Below are 15,799 nucleotides of genomic sequence, written 5' to 3'. Positions count from 1 at the left end.
GCACAATAACACCATTTGAACGACGCTGCAGATCGGACCCGTTCGATTCCGTTCTCGTGTGGTTTCGACGACGCACGCCTTCCTCCATGCGAGGCAGCTATACTGGAAGCTCGTCTTACGCGCGTGTCGGCCGGCGAGGCGGCTCGCGCGTTAAGTCGCTATGAAGTAGCGGTTAAGCACCTGCAACCCCAGGATTCTCTTCAGATAGCCGGCAGCGCGGACTCATGCCAGATTTGCCCATTCACCTTTGGTACTCGATTACCAACCTCGGCGGCGCAGGCCTCACCCTGCCGCTCGCGTTGGCGATCGCGCTGTGGCTCATGGTCGGCTACTCGTGGCGCATGACGGCGAGCTGGGTGTTGGTGCTCGGCCTCGCAATCGGCCTCGTGACGCTCACCAAGATCGCGTTTCTCGGCTGGGGCGTGGGGGTAAGAGAACTGGATTTCACGGGGATCAGCGGCCACGCCATGCTGTCCACGGCCGTCTATCCCGTCGCGTTCTTCCTGATGCTGCAAGGCGCGCCGTCCTTCGTGCGCGCCGCGGGCGTGACGATCGGGCTCGCGGTGGGGCTCGCGGTCGCGCTCTCGCGCGTGGTGCTCGACGCTCACTCGCCTTCCGAGGCCGTCACGGGCTGCGTGGTCGGGGCGCTCACCGCGCTCGTGTTCGCGCGCTACTGGTGGCAGGCGCAGGCCCAGCGAATTTCGGCGGCGGTCGTCGCGCTTAGCCTAGCGGCACTGACTATCGCGCTGCACAACGTGCATGTGCCCACGCATCGCTGGGTCACGAACATCGCGCTCACGGTTTCAGGTCACGACCGTCCCTACGTGCGCGCCAAATGGAAGGCCAACCGCGCTAACCGCGCGCCGGTCGCGCCCGTCTCGCAAACCCGCAACGGACTCACCCCGCCCGCGCAGCGGCACGCCTGAACCCGCCTGACTGGCGGCACCCCGCTCGCCCGCCGCTCAGCCGGCCACCCCTAGCAACACGCTCGAGGCCTTGAACACGGCCGTCGCCGCTTGCCCTGCGGCGAATCCCAAAGCGTCCACGCTCGCTTCGGTCACGATCGCGGCGATCACGGTGCCGCCCGGCAAGGCGAGCGTCACTTCGGCGTTCACGGCGCCGTGACGCACGACCTCGATCGTCCCGCTCAGCCGGTTGCGCGCCGAAAGCCGCGCCGCATCCGCCGAGCTCGCGACCAGCACGACCGAAGTCGCCTTCACGAGCGCCACCACGGGCGCGCCCATGGCAAGCCCGAGCGCTTCGGCGCTCTCGTGCGTGATCGTGGCCACGAGGACTTCGCCGCCGGGCAGCGCGATCGACACCTCGTCGTTCACCGCGCCCCGCACGATCCCCGAGACGGTGCCAAAGAGCTGATTGCGCGCGCTCGTGCGCATGGCGAAGCGGCCGAGCACGGCCAGGTCGCGCGCGAACCCGCCAGCGTGTGCATCGTCGCCTTCGGTCGAAACTGCCCCGAGCGCATGCGCCGCGCGCTCGATGAAGCGCTGGTGCTCGTGCTCGATGGCGCGAAACGTCTCGACGAGCCGCAGCGCCCGCGGCGTGAGCGTCGTCCCGCCGCCGCCCTTGCCGCCCGTCGCGCGCACCACGAGCGCCTCGCCCGCGAGATTGTTCATGACGTCGACGGCATCCCAGGCGCCCTTGTAGCTCATGCCGACCGCTTTCGCGGCACCTGTGATCGAACCGGTTGCATGGATGGCTTCCAGCAGCGCAATGCGCGCCGCGCCACCCAGCATCTGCTGGCCGGACTGAAACCAGACCGAGCCACCCAGACCCAGTTCCGGCGCTTCGGCGGGTGGGGACGTGTCAGTGGAACCGGCGTCGGCGTGGCCGGCTCCGGTGGGTGCGGAGTTCGGGTCAGTGGGATTCATCATGCGCAAAACAAGCCAAAACAAGACGAAATGAGCGATGGTTCGGCGTGGTTCGCCATCCGCCAAACCGCCAATCTGCGCCAACGATTATAGAGACGCGCGTCAGGCGCCGCGCGGCACCTTCGGCTCGCCCAGTTCGCGCAGCAGGCGCTCACCCTCCTTCGCGGTATAGCGCTTGACGGCCTCGCACCAGCCGCGCGCGAAGCCGAGCTGATACGGCTCGGCATCCATGCGCTCGAGATAGCGCAGGGCCACTGCGGCGTCGTTGCCGTCGCCGAGCACGCTCTGCAGCCGCGCGAGTGTGCGCGCCACCTCCACGCGCGTGCGGCGCGACGTGAGCGTGGCGAAGAATTCGATGGTGTAGCGCAAATACTTCGCATTGATGCGCGCGCGGTGACGGCTCGCCTCGTCGATGGCCGTGAGCTTTTGCGTGCCCGCTAGCTGATCGTAGTAGCGCCGCACGCGCTTCTTCGCGTGGCGGTGCAGCGAAAACCCGGCGCTGCCGGCGTCGTGCGCGCGCCGCGCGAGGAGGTCGAGCCACTGGAGCCACGCCAGCGCCGCGAGCGCATAGCGCGGCGAAGCCAGCGCCTCGCGCAGCCTAGCGCGCGCGGCGAGCCGTTGCGCGTTTGCCGCGTCGCGAATCGCGTCCCAGCGCCCCGGCTCGACGTCAGCGGCGGCGAGCGCCGGCAGCGTCGATTCGACGAAGACATCGCGGTCGCGCGCATCGCCGAGCAGGCCGCCGAGCCATTTGAGCTCCGGCTCGATGCGCGTCTCCCAGGTCTCGTCGCACCAGCGCGAGAAGATGCGCATGGCGGTGCGCAGCCGCCGCTGCGACACGCGCATCTGATGGATGAACTCGCCGTTCGTGCTGTCGCGCACGCCGGCGTCATTGCCGAACCACTGCGCGCTGATGTTGCGCCCGATCGCCACGAGCGCGGCCTCGGCCGTAGCCGCGCCGGCCAGATCCACGGCTTCGGCCTTGATGGCTTCGGCGTCGCCGGTCACGCTGCCGGCGCTGGCGCGCTCGAGCGCGTCGGTCAGGCGCACGAATGCGGGCAGCGCCTCGATAAGGTCGCCAGCACAGGCAAACAGCGCATCGACGATGGGCCGCTCGTCCTCGCCTTCGGGCCAGGGCGCGCTCACGCGTAACTCGTGCAACTCGTGCAAGGTCGGCGGGGGCGCCGCATCCGCGCGGTAAGTGTCCTGAGCCACCGGTTCTTGCGGCGCTGCCGACGGCTCGTGCAAGTCTTCGTCGAACGTGAGCAGCACCTCGATGCCGTCGCGCGGCCAGTGCCAGCGGCTGCGCGTCGCCACGAGCGTGGCCGATGCAGCGAGATCGTCCGCGCTGCCCAGCGCCTCGCGAAACGGCTCGGGCGCGGCGTCGAAGAGCGCATGCGCGATGCCGTGCGCATCGAGCGCCGCCTCGAAGATCGGTGCGACCACGGTGACCCCCGGCGTATGAACGCGCCGGCTCGACACGACGACGCGCTGCGTGTCGCCGCGCGATTCGACCGCCACGCGCCAGCCGAGCCCCCCAAGGACGCCGCCGCGGTCGAATGCGACCGTCGTCACGCACTCGCGCATATCGGGCAGCGCCACGAGCGGCGGCAAAGCCGCGCACAGGCTGGCGGCCCGCTCCGATGGTTTCGGGCTGGCGTGCGCCCTGGATGCCGCTCCCGTGGCGGCGGCGGCTTTTGCGCTTTTTCTATCCGGCGCTGCCGGGATCACGACATCCAGCACGATTTCCAGAACGCGATCCATGAACGCTCCAGGGTTCTGTGGGTGGGCGCGACGGCTTAGAACAGTGCAAGCGGATGGAGGGCCAGGAACTGCGACGACGCGATCGATGGTACACGCGAGCGCGCCTCGACGCCCCAGGTAACGTCCCTGACCTTCCGGCGACCGGACTCTGATGATGGTCAAGACTGCCACGGCGAGACGGTGGAAAAATAATTACGTTTCAATCTTTCTTATTTTGCCTGTCTGTAAGGAGTGTTGAGTGTTCCCTGAGTACAGAGATTTGATTTCGCGCCTCAAGATCCAGGACGACCATTTCGCCCGGATTTTTCATCGTCACAACGAGCTCGACCAGCAGATCAAGAACATGGAGGCCGGTGTCGTGGCTTCGCACGGCATGGAAGTCGAGCAGCTGAAAAAGGAAAAGCTTCAACTCAAGGACTCGCTCTACCTCATCCTCAAAAAAGCGGCAAACGCCTGAACCCGGCGGCGTCCAGCGCCGGCTGCTAGCGGGCTGGCGCTGGCCATCGGCGCGCCGGCTTTTGCCCCGGCGCCGCCCTGCCAATCAAGCCGCGACGACTATCCCTGCGCGCCATTGCCGCGCGCGCTTCGACGCATCCGCCTTGAATGCGAGTCACTCCGCACGCACTCCCATCCCCCGCATCCGCCGACACCATGCCCAAATCCATCCCCTACTCCGCTTCCGACACCGCCAGCCCAGGTGCGCGACTGCCGCTCGTCACGCCCCACAGCGCCGAGCTGCGCACCGTCGACAGTGCCGTCGAGTCCGCGAGCGAGGCCATCGCAGGCGCAGTCCACGATCTCGTCGCGCGCACTCGCGCCGGGCACAATCCGCCCGCCATGCTGCTCGAGTCGATCGCGGCATTGATGCAAGGCATGTCGCCCGACGAAGCCGCCCAGTTACGCAGCCTGATCCTCGAAGGCAACCCTGCCGACTGGCGCCACTCGCGCACGCGCCACCCCGACGAGGAACTCGCCTCCGGTTGGCGCGAAGGCGGCTATCCGTATCGCAATTTGATGTCGCGTCGCGCCTACGAGCGGCAGAAGTACCGGCTGCAGGTCGAACTGCTCAAGCTCCAGGCGTGGGTGCGCGAAACCGGTCAGCGCGTGGTGATCCTGTTCGAGGGCCGCGACGCAGCCGGCAAGGGCGGCACGATCAAGCGCTTCATGGAGCATCTGAACCCGCGCGGCGCGCGCGTCGTCGCACTCGAAAAGCCCACCGAAGTGGAGCGCGGCCAGTGGTATTTCCAGCGCTACGTGCAGCATCTGCCTTCGGCGGGGGAGATCGTGCTGTTCGATCGGTCCTGGTACAACCGCGCGGGCGTCGAGCATGTCATGGGCTTCTGCTCGCCTGAGGAATATGCCGATTTCATGCGGCAGGTGCCGGAGTTCGAACGGCAGTTGATCCGTAGCGGCATCCACCTGATCAAGTTCTGGTTTTCGGTAAGCCGTGGCGAGCAGCGGCGGCGCTTCAAGGAACGCAAGGTGCATCCGCTCAAGCAATGGAAGCTGAGTCCTGTCGATCTCGCTTCGCTCGACAAGTGGGAGGCGTACACGCAGGCGAAAGAAGCGATGTTCTCGCAGACGGACACCGCCGATGCGCCCTGGACGGTCGTCCGCTCCGATTGCAAGAAACGCGCGCGGCTCAACGCCTTGCGATTCGTGCTGCATAAGCTGCCATACGCGAGCCGGGATGGAGAGGCGATTGGGGTAGTCGATCCGTTGCTGGTGAGTCGGGCGCTATAGGCGGCCTTGCCGATTCACGGGTCTGCGCGCTTCCCCCAGATCATGCGGAGTGCCACAACCGCCGGTCACTCAAAACTTTCCCACGACGACATCCCATACGCGCCTCGCACATCGGGATGCAAAGGCGAGTGCGGATGCAAAGAAGCGAGAGAGATTCACGGTGCGTTGAAGATCTGGCGAGAAAGTCGATGAAGTTCGGACCGGCGACGCCCCTGCCCGCAGGCGGCTTTGCCGTTAGCGCAACTGCTCGACGAGCGCATCGGCGCCCTTGTCGATGCCGGTTTCGGCCGCGCTCAGCGAGCCGAACGCGGCGGGCAGATTCATCGCATTCGGGTATTGCTTCGTCACATAGGCGCGAAGCAGGCGCCCCGACGCACTGTCGTACACCTCCACGGCATACGACACCGAACCGCTAAATGCCCCCTTGCCGCCCCGGATCGCCTGGACGCCGTTATAGAGATTGCCCGCGATGTCGAAATGCATCGCCTGGCCGATCACGGCAGTCGTTTTCTCTGCGCCGGTCAATGTGAGCTTCACGCGCAGCGTCGCGGGCGACGGCTGGGTCGCCAGGTCGAAACGCTTCGATAGTGTGTCGGCAAACGTCTTGTGCATGTAGGCGGCGAGCACGTCCTTGTCCGAGTCCGAGAGGTCGCCGAACTGATTGTCGCCGCCTTGGTACACCGCGACCGGATCGACGATGACCTGCGTATAGCGCGACCAGGGCACCGGCGCCGCATACCGGAATGGCGTCTGCGCGGCGTCGCTATCCCGGTTCTCCTTGAGCTGGGAAGACGAGGCGAGGCTGCTATAGGCAACGGGCTGGACGCCCGCACACGCCGACAACATCAGGAGTACTACGCAAGCCGACGACGTGTGGAGAAGACGGTTGTTGAGCACGAAGGCATCCTTTCAAAAGTTGCCGGATACCGCCTGGCATCCGGCCGAGTTCACGACGAGACGAAGCGTAACATCGGTCTCAAAGGATGTAAACCGTCTATCCGGTTTGTTTACGGGGTGATGCAGGGGTACAATCACGCCCATGGATAACCAGACACGTTCCGAGATTTCCCGCAGAAAGGCGATTGACGCGGCGCTTGCGATCCTGGCCCGCGACGGGGTCGGCGGACTGACATTCGATGCGCTCGCGCGCGAAAGCGGCATCAGCAAAGGCGGATTGCTACACCAGTTCCATAACAAACTGGGCGTGCTGCGCGCGCTGCTGGATCGTCAGCGGGAACAATTCGAGCAGATCTCGCAAGATCACCTGGCGGCGGCCGGCCAGGCCCGCGCAGAACCGGTGCTTTCGGCGCAGATCGCGATTTTCAGGGAGTCCATCAACCAGCCGGACTCTGTCGCGCGCGCCGTGCTCGCGGCCCTGGTCGAAAGCCCGGCGCTGCTCGAAGACCTGAAGGCCCGGGACGCGGCCAAGATGGAAAAGCTGCAGGCCGAGGCCCGCGACCTCGAACTCTCGCTGCTACGCTACTTCGCCGCGAGCGGCATCGCGTTCAGCACGCTGCTCGGGCTTTCGGCCGTGCCCGACGCGCTGCGGGAACGGCTCTTCGACCGCCTGCTCGACGAGAAGAAGTGGTGATGCGGCTGCCTCGCGGGAGCAATCGCGGGGCATGCTGACGGAATCGGCCTCAAGCGCCGCACTCAGGTCGCGTACTGCGCCACCCCATTCCCGAACGACCAGTTCTCCCGCGCGACATCCACGAGATTCACGAACACATCCTCGCGCCTCACCCCCGGATCGCGCGCGAGGTTTTCGGCAATCTGCGCGAACAGCGCCTTCTTCTGATCCTGCCCGCGCGTGTTGCTCACGGCGATCTGGATCATGACCAGATCGTCGCTGCGCTCGATCCCGAGGTAATGCCGGCCGAACACGAAGTTATCGGCATCGTGCTCGGTGATGATCATGAAGATGTCGTCTTCAGGCGCCTTGAACACCTCCATCAGTGCTTGATGAATGCCCTGCGTGAGCGCCTTGCGATACGTGGCGGGCTTGCCTGCGCGAACAGCGATACGAGTGAACGGCATGTCGATCTCCTGCTTCCGTGGGTTTGAGATGACATCAGCTTAGGCGCGATCTATCATAATAAACAGGCATAGATAGATATTTCATCCATTTCCAACTGAAATGAAACCACTGGATCTCGACGCCGTGCGCGCCTTCGTGCTCGTCGCCGAGCTGCGCAGCTTCACGCGCGCCGCCGACGCCCTCGACACCACGCAATCGGCCGTGAGCCTCAAGCTCAAGCGCCTCGAAGCGCATCTGGGCAAGCAATTGCTCGAACGCACGCCGCGCGTCGTGCGGCTGTCGGCTGACGGCCTCACGTTCCTCGCCGCGGCGCGCGACCTGCTGGGCGCGCATGAGCGCGCGCTCGGGGCGCTTTCAGGCGACGAGCGGCGCCTCGCGCTTGGCCTGAGCGAGCATGTTGCGGACGCCAACCTGGCCCGCCAGCTTGCCCAGCTTCGCGTTCATGATCCGGGGCTCGTGATCGAGCTGCATCTGGGACTCTCGGCGCATCTGCTCGCGCAGTTCGACGAGCGGCGGCTCGATGCCGTCATCGTCCGTCAGGAAGAAGGGGAGGCGCCACGCGGCGATGCCCGCCGGCTCTTCGCGGAGCCGCTTGTCTGGCTCGCCGCCCCGCAATGGCAGTGGCAGCCCGGCACGGCGCTGCCGCTCGCGCTGCTCGCCGCGCCATGCGCGGTGCGGGCAGCGGCGATTCGCGCGCTCGACGCCGCAGGCGTGGCGTGGACCGAAGTGTTCGTGGGCGGCGGCGTCGCCGCAGTGGGCGCGGCGCTGGCCGCCGGGCTCGCGATCTCGCCGCTGGCGCGCCGGGTCGCGCCGCGCGAACTGATCGACGTCGGCGCGCGGCTCGGTTTGCCTGCGCTACCGGTTTCGCAAGTCCTGCTTCACTCGCGGGTACGCGAGCCTCGAACCGCGGCAGCGCTGCAATTGCTCGCCTCGGGGCTCGGCACAGGCTAGCTGGCGCTCAGCTCAGGATGGGCGGCAGCGCGTGCGGCGCGGGAATCGCACGCTGGATGCGCGGCGGCGGCGCATCCACCACGAGCCTGTGGCGTGGCGCGGGCCGCACGGCGGCCGGCTTCGGCGCGGGGCGCTTTTGCGTGACGGTTTTGGGCGCAGGTACCGCGCCAGAAGCCGGATGATGGGCGCGTGCCGCCGCGTGTGCCTCGCCGGGCGTGTGCCGTTGCGCCGCGGCGTGGCTCTTCGCGTGCGACAGTTTGCCGGCCTTCGCAACATGGCGCGGGGCGCTCGCATGGGTGGCACCCGTCGCGTGCGGATGGCGTCCGGCCGTGTGCGACACCGCACCGCCGTGCCCGCCACGCGCTTTGGACGCCTGCCCGCCATGCGACTGCTGCCCGGCAGCCGCTCCCTGCCGCGCATGCGCCCCTGCCGTCTTCCCCTGCCCCGATGCCCACACCGGCGCGGCAAAAACCATTGCCGCGACCATCAATACGCCTGCCCGCACCCCGTCTCTCCCCAAATGCCGTCCCAATGTCCGGCGAGGATTATACCGAGTCAAAACTTGCAATAATCCACATATGGACTAATATCTATTAAAAGTTCAATTCAGGACTCGACCACCATGTCACCCGCCACTGCTTCCGTCACTCCGTCGCGACGTCCCCGCGCCGAACCCTCGCTCACCGAAATGTCGGCGGCGGGGCTCAGGGCATTCTTCAACATTGCGCGCGACTGGGACCTGAGCGCCGAAGAGCAGATTATTCTGCTCGGCTCGCCGGGCCGATCCACGTTCTTCAAGTGGAAGCAGTCCCCGCAAACCGCCCGGCTCGGCCGCGACACTCTCGAACGCCTTTCGTTGCTGCTCGGCATCTACAAGGCGCTGCAGATTCTCCTGCCCCAACCCACCTCCGCCGACACCTGGATCAAGCGCCCCAACAGCGCGCCGCCCTTTGGCGGACGGCGCGCGCTCGACCGCATGCTGGCCGGCAATGTGAGCGACCTCGTGGCGGTGCGCCAGTATCTCGATGCAATGCGAGGCGGCTGGGCGTGACGCAAACGAACTGGCAAGACCGCTGGCACAGCGCGCAGCTCACCTGGTCACCTGCGTTCAGAGTGATTCCCACCCGGTTTCCCGCCGTGAACCTGTTCGACCGCGTGGCTTCCGCGGACGACTTCGAGGCGCTCTACGCGCTCGAAGCGCTCACCAACGACCGCCTGCGCACCGAGACCGGCGACCTCGATCTCGTGCCGCGCGAGGAGCGCCGCTTCGGCCCCGGCTACGGTCCGATCATGGCGGCCTTCACGCACCTGAATCCGCAGGGCAGCCGTTTTTCCGACGGCACCTACGGCGTGTTCTACTGCGCGCGCTCGCGCGCCACCGCCGTGGCGGAAACGCGCTATCACTCGGGGCTTTTTCTCGCCGCCACGAACGAGCCGCCCATCCGCCAGCAAATGCGGCTCTATACGGTGATCGCGCATGGCGAGGTGATCGATCTGCGCGAGGACCCCGCGCTCGACCCGGGCGTGCTCTCGCCCGACGACTACACGGCCGGCCAGGCGCTAGGCCGCGCCGCCCGCGAGGCGCGCGCGCCAGGCATTGCGTATCCGTCGGTGCGCGACGAGGACGGCGAATGTCTCGCCGCCCTCAGCACGACGCTGCTGCGCGCGTGCCATCACGCGGCGTATCTGGAATACAACTGGAATGGACACACCATCGACATGGTGTTCGAGTTGAACCGCATCGTATAGCCCGAGCGGCCAACGAGAGACCGGCAGGCGCCAGGCCTCAGGGCAGCACGATCGCGGCCGCGCCGTGCGCAAGCGCTTCGACCTGCGAGACCGACCAGATGCGCGACGTGAGCGCCTCGACCATGGTGAGGCGTCCTTCGGTGATGAACGCTCCGGTGTCGATGAACACCTGCGAGCCGATCTGGCGCACTTCACGCACCGGCGTATGCCCGCAGAACGTGAGCGAGAGCGCATGGCGCGCCGGGTCGCCCGTGCCGAGCACGAGATCGCGGCCCCAAAGCATGCGTTCGCGCACGTCGGAATCGAACTGGCCGCTGTCGAGCGCGGCGTCGTCGCCGAAAAATTCCGCGTGGATGATGTTGAAGCGCTTTTCGCCCTCGCCCACCACGCGCGCGAGCGGCAATTGGCGCAGCCGTTGCGCGTAGTGCACGAGTTCGGCGTCGGGCACGCTCTGCGCCCAGCCGCCGCCGATGCCATACCAGCGATTGCGCGGCATGCGCCCCTCGGCCACGGCGCACAGTGCATCTTCGTGATTGCCGAGCACGGCGTAGAACCACGGTTTGTCGAGCAGAGCAAGCGCCTGTTCGCACTGCTCGCGTTCGCCCCGGTCAACGAGATCGCCCACCGAAAACAGCCGGTCACGCGCGGTGTCGAATTCGACCTCGCGCAAAAGATAGCGCAACGCCTCCACGCAACCATGCAAATCGCCTACTACGAAGTCGCGACCTGCAAGGTTGGCGGCATGGTGCTGCACGAGAGCGTCGGGTGTATGCGTCATCACTTAATCATAGCGCTGTGTGAGTGGGCCATATGAGCGCCAAATATCGTACCGAATGCGATTGCGACAGGCGCGTCACGAGGCAAACTACACGCAAGCGGCGTGCCTGCGCTCACAGCATACGCGTTTGCGGCTGCCAGCGCCGCCGCGAGCGCGGCGCAAAGTCCCGGCGTGACTGAGGCGTTACTGGGGCTGGGCACGCAGCGCCGCAACCTCGCCGGCCGTGAGGGTGGCCCGCGGTTCGCCGAACTGCGTCGTCACGTAGTTGGAAATGGCCGCCACCTGTTCGTTGCTCAATGCATCGCCGAATGCCGGCATCAGCACGTCGCTGTCCTTCGTCTGACGTCTCACGCCGTGCAGGATCACCATCGCGAGATTGTTCGGGCTCGGCGCGCCCGCGACGCTGTTATGGATGAGCGATGGATAGGCGCCTGGCGCGCTTCCCCCCACGCCCTCGCCGGTCCAGTGGTGGCAGCTCGCGCAGTTCGCCACGAAAAGCTGCAAGCCGTTCACGGTCGTGATCGCCGTGCCGCGCAACGCGGTGACGTCGTTCACAGCGGGCTTGCCCCAGGCATCGCGCGGCCGCGTCACGCCGCCCGAAACCGGCGGCAGCGCACGCAGGTAGGCCACGATCGAGCGCAGGTCCTCATGCGTCAGGTATTGCGTCGAGTGCTGGACCACGTCGGCCATCGGGCCTGCTGCGCTGGCGTGGCCCGCGGCAATGCCCGTGGACAGATAGGCGATCAGCGCGTCGTCGCTCCAGTTGCCAATGCCGCTCGTGCGGTCGGGCGTGATGTTGTAGGCCTGCCAGCCCGCTTGCGTCGCGCCCGAGAAGCGCCCGGTCGTCTTGAGGCCCTGCATGAAGTTGCGCGGCGTGTGACATTCCTCGCAATGCGCGAGGCCTTCGACGAGATAGGCGCCGCGGTTGAATTCGGCGCTCTGCTTCGGGTCCGGCACGAAGCGGCCTTCGTTGAAGTTGAAGAGATTCCACAAGATCATCAGCCAGCGCTGGTTGAACGGAAAGCGCAGCTCGTTGGCGGGCGGCGTGTAATGCACCGGCGCGACCGTATTCAGATACGCGCGGACCGCGAGCATGTCCTGCTCGGTCATGCGCGTGAATTCGACGTAAGGAAACGCGGGATACAGCCGCTTGCCGCCTCGGCCGATGCCTTCGTGCAGCGCGCGCACGAAGTCGGTATCGCTCCATTGGCCGATGCCGGTATCGGGGTCCGGCGTGATGTTCGGCGTGTAGATTTTTCCAAACGGTGTGCTGATGGGCAGGCCGCCCGCAAATGGCCTGCCCGGGTCGGCGGTATGGCACGCGACGCAGTCGCCTATGCGCGCGAGATAGGCGCCGCGCTTGATGAGGTCGGGCTTGTCCGCGTCCGCAATGGGCGTCGACGTGTCGTCCCCGCGCGCCGTGGAGATCGGCAGTTCGTCGACGGGACGCGTTTGCGATTCGTGCGACGCGTGCCACGCGATATAGAGCGCGAAGGCGCAGAACAGCGCGGCCGCGATGGCGGCACGCGCGCGTCTCTCTCGCTCGTGATTCGTGGTGGCCGCGGTGGAGGACTTCGCTGTTTTCATCGTCTGGCTCGTATCAAAGCTCGTGGCGCAGCTTGTCGGCCAGCTTCAGCGACAGCGCGGCAATCGTCAGCGTGCAGTTCACCGAGGCGGCCGAGGGCATCACGGCGCTGCTGGCGACGAACAGATTCGCATGATCGTGCGTGCGGCAATCGGCATCGACGACCGAATCGGCGGCGTTCGCGCCCATGATCGTCGTGCCCATGATGTGATTGTTGGGCGCGAACGTGTCGTCGAACGCGATGTCGGTGCCGCCAAAGAGCTGCGCGATCTGCGCATAGAGTTCATGCGTGTTCGCCGCGCTCTTCTTCACGTAGTCGTTGATCGAGTAATAGATCTCGGGCTGTGGAATGCCGAGTCCGTCCTTGTGCTCGCCCGAGGGCAGCACGCGGTTCTGCGGCTCGGGCAAATGCTCGTGGAAACTGTTGATGGTGAGCGTGCGCGACGTGCGCTCGCGTATCTCCCGGTCCAGCTCCGCGCCGGTCAAGCCGTTCTTGATGAGCGCTGCCGCGACGGCCAAGGTGGGCACCGCGTTCGACAGATGCAGTTTCTTCGCGGCATACGCGGAGCGGAACGCGCCGTCGCGGAAGTTCACGACCGAGGTCATCTCCATGGGCCCGCGTCCCGGCCATAGCGGTTCGTTGGCCATGAACGTGATGCCCGTGCCCGGATGATCCATGAGATTGCGGCCCACCTGGTCGGAGCTGTTGCCAATGCCGTGGGCGAACGCGTCGCTCTTCGACATCAGCATGAGCTTGGGCGTCTCGATGCCGTTCGCGGCGAGCACGAAGAGCTTGCCGGTCACACGCGTGCTTCTGCCGCTCGGGTCCTTGTAGTGGACCGCGGTAACGAGCCCTTTGTTGTCGGCCTCGATGCGATAGACCACGGCCTGCGGCACGAGCTTCGCGCCCGCGCGCTCGGCCTTGTCCGCGTGAACCACGCCGTTGTACATCGCACCGATCGGGCAGATCGGCATGCAGTTGTTGTTGCCGCAGCAGGTAGGACGCGCATCGAACGGGCGGCTATTGCGCGCGACCGGCTCGGGCACCACGTGAAAGCCATTCGCATTCAGCACTTGCGAGAAGCGCTGATCCATCCAGGAAAGCGGCAGCATGCTCATTGGATACGGCTTCGCGCGCGGCGAGCCGAGATCGTACGTCGCGTCCGGTCCGGACACGCCCAGTTCCTCTTCCGCGAGCTGATACCACGGCTCCAGCGTCTCATAGGGATAGGGCCAGTCGCGACCCACGCCGTACTGCGTTTTCAAACGAAAGTCCGCTGGCAGCAGCCGCCACGCGGCGGCGGCCCAGTGCCACGTGGTTCCGCCCACGAGACGCAAATATTGTGAGTTGTACGGATAATCGCCCTTCTGCACGAGATACTCGTTGGGCGGCTCGTATTCCGGATGCGGCGCGTAGCTCGCGGACGGATACGGCGTGGCGAAATCGGCCTTGGCGGGCGAGTTGCGGAAATTCTCCACGATCTGCCAGCGCGCGAGGCGCGGCCCCGCTTCGAGCAGCACCACGGAAGCGCCGGCCCGGGCGAGCTGGTGCGCCACCAGACTGCCCGCCACGCCGGAACCGACGACGACCACGTCGGCGGAATGTCCTGTCGCCATTGTCGACCTCATCCTTTGGCTTTCGTTGTGGGGGCCTGGCGCGGCCCGTGATGTGCGTGCCCATTACTCCGCTATTCGCCTGCGGGTTTGTGCTCCCAGTAGAACGGCACGTCGCGGCAATACGAGGGAATCGCGAGCACGTCGTTGACGGGGTCGAACATCAACGCCTTTTCGAAGGCCACCACTTGCACCTTCGGCATCTCGCCCACGAGACCGAGATACCACGCGCGCATGATGTCGCCCACCATCGAGGCGAGCTCCGGCTGATCGGGCTTGAGCGCGGCGGTCACGGTATCGGAGGGCACACCGCCGTGACCTTGAATCCAGGTGTTGAGCGTCGCGACGTTCGCGTCGAACTGGCTGCTCGCGTGGTCGAGCGCGGCATAAACGCGCTTGCCGAGCACGGCGTCGAAGCTCGTGCGGCCAGTGAGGCGCTGCGATAGCTTGATGAAGGCTTCATAACCGCTGCCGGATGCGCTCGCCGGTGTAGCCGCGAAAGCGCGGCCCATGCCGAACGGCGCGCGAGAGCGCCCGGCAGCCGCGAAGGCGAGCAGCGCCGCTGCGCACGTTCCCGAGACGAAACGCCTGCGGCCGGGACGGCCGAGGCGATCAATCAAGGCGGGAAGATCGTGCGGCGCCTGAGACATCCCGTGTTGTGTCACATCTGTCATGGGCACTCCAGATGAGGTCGATCCCGCCAGGTTCCCCTGGCTGGGGGCGAAACACGCTTGCCGCCGGCGCGGGCGGCGCCTGAAACCAGGCCATACGAAAAACGTTTGCTATCGTCGTACAACGCGATCAATGCATATGCACCATCGTTGTTGCGCTGACTGCGAGAGCGCGCTGCCGCGTTGCGCAAGCAATATAGCCCCTTATGGCCCGATAAGACAAACCGAAAGCTTGCATGCCCGGCATAACAGCGAACAGCGGGCCACGGCGGCAGGCCACGCACGGTAGAATCGCCGCAATTGATTGCCAACCCGCGCCAATCCGCGCCACGCCATGAACTTCATTCCGCTGGTACTGCGCAACCGGCCGCACATGATGATCGCCATCGCCGTGGGCGTCGTGCTCGGCTTGCTCGCGCCCGCCTCGATCCATACTTCCGCGCGCGTGCTGCTCGGCTGGGACGCAACGGTATGGACTTACCTCGTGCTGATCTGGCTGCACATGGTGTTAGCAAACGAAGAGAGCGTACGCGCGAACGCTCGCCGCGAAGACGAAAACGCGGGCACCGTACTGTTTCTGATCTGCACCGCGACGGTGGCGAGCATCGTCGCCATCGTCATTGAACTGGGCACGACGAAGGATCTCGGCACGGCCTCGAAAGTGCTGCATTCGCTGCTCACGGGGCTCACGCTCATCGGGGCGTGGTTTCTCATTCCCACCATCTTCACGCTGCACTACGCGCGCGTCTACTACGGCTCCGATCCCAACGAGCCTGCCCTCGTGTTTCCCGACAAAAAGCTCACGCCGAATTACTGGGACTTTCTGTACTTCTCCTTCACCATCGCATGCGCATCGCAAACCGCCGATATCGGCCTGCGCGGGCGCAACGCGCGGCGCGGTGTGCTCGCGCAATCGATTTTGTCGTTCTATTTCAACGTTTCTGTGCTAGGCCTGTGCGTGAACATCGCCGCGAGCATGGTCGGTAGCTGAGCGCGTTGCCTTTTTCACCGCTGCAACGGATA

At 65.9% G+C, this 15,799-nt stretch carries 17 protein-coding genes; 8 read left to right on the top strand and 9 right to left on the bottom strand.

The genetic code is table 11. The features are described from left to right. Positions 1-224 precede the first annotated feature (224 nt). Positions 225-926, top strand: a complete 702-nt coding sequence (locus A3CW_RS0107185; protein WP_028202955.1) for a phosphatase PAP2 family protein — start codon at positions 225-227, stop codon at positions 924-926. 36 nt (positions 927-962) lie between these two features. On the opposite strand, the gene A3CW_RS0107180 is transcribed toward A3CW_RS0107185, so the two are convergent. Then, complete coding sequence (locus tag A3CW_RS0107180) at positions 963-1,886, bottom strand: TOBE domain-containing protein (RefSeq protein ID WP_081771563.1); 924 nt, start codon at positions 1,884-1,886, stop codon at positions 963-965. A gap of 102 nt (positions 1,887-1,988) precedes the next feature. Further along, on the bottom strand, positions 1,989-3,647 hold the full coding sequence (locus A3CW_RS0107175; protein WP_028202953.1) for a CHAD domain-containing protein: 1,659 nt from the start codon (positions 3,645-3,647) through the stop codon (positions 1,989-1,991). A gap of 238 nt (positions 3,648-3,885) precedes the next feature. On the opposite strand from A3CW_RS0107175, the gene A3CW_RS0107170 reads away from it, so the two are divergent. Both A3CW_RS0107170 and ppk2 read left to right on the top strand, forming a co-directional pair. Next, positions 3,886-4,104 carry a YdcH family protein gene (locus tag A3CW_RS0107170; protein WP_028202952.1) on the top strand — a complete coding sequence of 73 codons (219 nt, stop codon included), beginning with the start codon at positions 3,886-3,888 and terminating at the stop codon, positions 4,102-4,104. Positions 4,105-4,298: 194 nt separating this feature from the next. Then, positions 4,299-5,390: a polyphosphate kinase 2 gene (ppk2, locus tag A3CW_RS0107165; RefSeq protein ID WP_051481288.1), complete on the top strand. Its 1,092-nt coding sequence runs from the start codon at positions 4,299-4,301 to the stop codon at positions 5,388-5,390. 234 nt (positions 5,391-5,624) lie between these two features. Here the strand turns inward: ppk2 and A3CW_RS0107160 are convergent, their stop codons facing one another. After that, on the bottom strand, positions 5,625-6,236 hold the full coding sequence (locus tag A3CW_RS0107160) for a DUF3313 domain-containing protein (RefSeq protein ID WP_028202950.1): 612 nt from the start codon (positions 6,234-6,236) through the stop codon (positions 5,625-5,627). A gap of 193 nt (positions 6,237-6,429) precedes the next feature. Between A3CW_RS0107160 and A3CW_RS0107155 the strand changes: the two genes are divergently transcribed. After that, positions 6,430-6,981: a TetR/AcrR family transcriptional regulator gene (locus A3CW_RS0107155; protein WP_028202949.1), complete on the top strand. Its 552-nt coding sequence runs from the start codon at positions 6,430-6,432 to the stop codon at positions 6,979-6,981. A 62-nt stretch (positions 6,982-7,043) separates the two neighbouring features. On the opposite strand, the gene A3CW_RS0107150 is transcribed toward A3CW_RS0107155, so the two are convergent. Next, complete coding sequence (locus A3CW_RS0107150; RefSeq protein WP_028202948.1) at positions 7,044-7,427, bottom strand: tautomerase family protein; 384 nt, start codon at positions 7,425-7,427, stop codon at positions 7,044-7,046. 100 nt (positions 7,428-7,527) lie between these two features. On the opposite strand from A3CW_RS0107150, the gene A3CW_RS0107145 reads away from it, so the two are divergent. Next, positions 7,528-8,379: a LysR family transcriptional regulator gene (locus A3CW_RS0107145; protein ID WP_028202947.1), complete on the top strand. Its 852-nt coding sequence runs from the start codon at positions 7,528-7,530 to the stop codon at positions 8,377-8,379. A 7-nt stretch (positions 8,380-8,386) separates the two neighbouring features. On the opposite strand, the gene A3CW_RS0107140 is transcribed toward A3CW_RS0107145, so the two are convergent. Next, entirely contained in the window at positions 8,387-8,866 is a 480-nt protein-coding gene (locus A3CW_RS0107140; protein ID WP_028202946.1) for a hypothetical protein, read from the bottom strand. A gap of 135 nt (positions 8,867-9,001) precedes the next feature. Here A3CW_RS0107140 and A3CW_RS0107135 point away from each other — a divergent pair, with 135 nt between their 5' ends. Together A3CW_RS0107135 and A3CW_RS0107130 are read left to right on the top strand one after the other, a co-directional pair. Continuing rightward, positions 9,002-9,430, top strand: a complete 429-nt coding sequence (locus tag A3CW_RS0107135) for an MbcA/ParS/Xre antitoxin family protein (RefSeq protein ID WP_028202945.1) — start codon at positions 9,002-9,004, stop codon at positions 9,428-9,430. Beyond that, the gene (locus A3CW_RS0107130; RefSeq protein ID WP_028202944.1) at positions 9,427-10,128 is read left to right on the top strand and encodes an RES family NAD+ phosphorylase; all 702 of its coding nucleotides are present in this window, start codon (positions 9,427-9,429) and stop codon (positions 10,126-10,128) included. Before A3CW_RS0107135 ends, A3CW_RS0107130 begins: the two co-directional genes overlap by 4 nt. A gap of 37 nt (positions 10,129-10,165) precedes the next feature. Here the strand turns inward: A3CW_RS0107130 and A3CW_RS0107125 are convergent, their stop codons facing one another. The 4 genes from A3CW_RS0107125 to A3CW_RS0107110 all read right to left on the bottom strand — a co-directional run bounded on the left by A3CW_RS0107125 (position 10,166) and on the right by A3CW_RS0107110 (position 14,755). Further along, positions 10,166-10,906, bottom strand: coding sequence for a metallophosphoesterase (locus A3CW_RS0107125; RefSeq protein WP_028202943.1), 741 nt, complete (start codon positions 10,904-10,906; stop codon positions 10,166-10,168). Between the two features lie 183 nt (positions 10,907-11,089). After that, a complete protein-coding gene (locus A3CW_RS0107120) occupies positions 11,090-12,493 on the bottom strand; it encodes a cytochrome c (RefSeq protein ID WP_028202942.1) in 1,404 nt (467 codons plus the stop codon). Positions 12,494-12,506: 13 nt separating this feature from the next. Further along, entirely contained in the window at positions 12,507-14,108 is a 1,602-nt protein-coding gene (locus tag A3CW_RS0107115; RefSeq protein ID WP_028202941.1) for a GMC family oxidoreductase, read from the bottom strand. 71 nt (positions 14,109-14,179) lie between these two features. After that, positions 14,180-14,755 carry a sugar dehydrogenase complex small subunit gene (locus A3CW_RS0107110; RefSeq protein WP_051481287.1) on the bottom strand — a complete coding sequence of 192 codons (576 nt, stop codon included), beginning with the start codon at positions 14,753-14,755 and terminating at the stop codon, positions 14,180-14,182. Between the two features lie 355 nt (positions 14,756-15,110). On the opposite strand from A3CW_RS0107110, the gene A3CW_RS0107105 reads away from it, so the two are divergent. Continuing rightward, on the top strand, positions 15,111-15,767 hold the full coding sequence (locus A3CW_RS0107105) for a DUF1345 domain-containing protein (RefSeq protein WP_028202939.1): 657 nt from the start codon (positions 15,111-15,113) through the stop codon (positions 15,765-15,767). The last annotated feature ends 32 nt before the right edge of the window (positions 15,768-15,799 follow it).

It is taken from the genome of Paraburkholderia nodosa DSM 21604, from assembly GCF_000519185.1.
Lineage (GTDB): Bacteria > Pseudomonadota > Gammaproteobacteria > Burkholderiales > Burkholderiaceae > Paraburkholderia > Paraburkholderia nodosa.
This window is presented reverse-complemented; position numbering and strand designations above follow the sequence as displayed.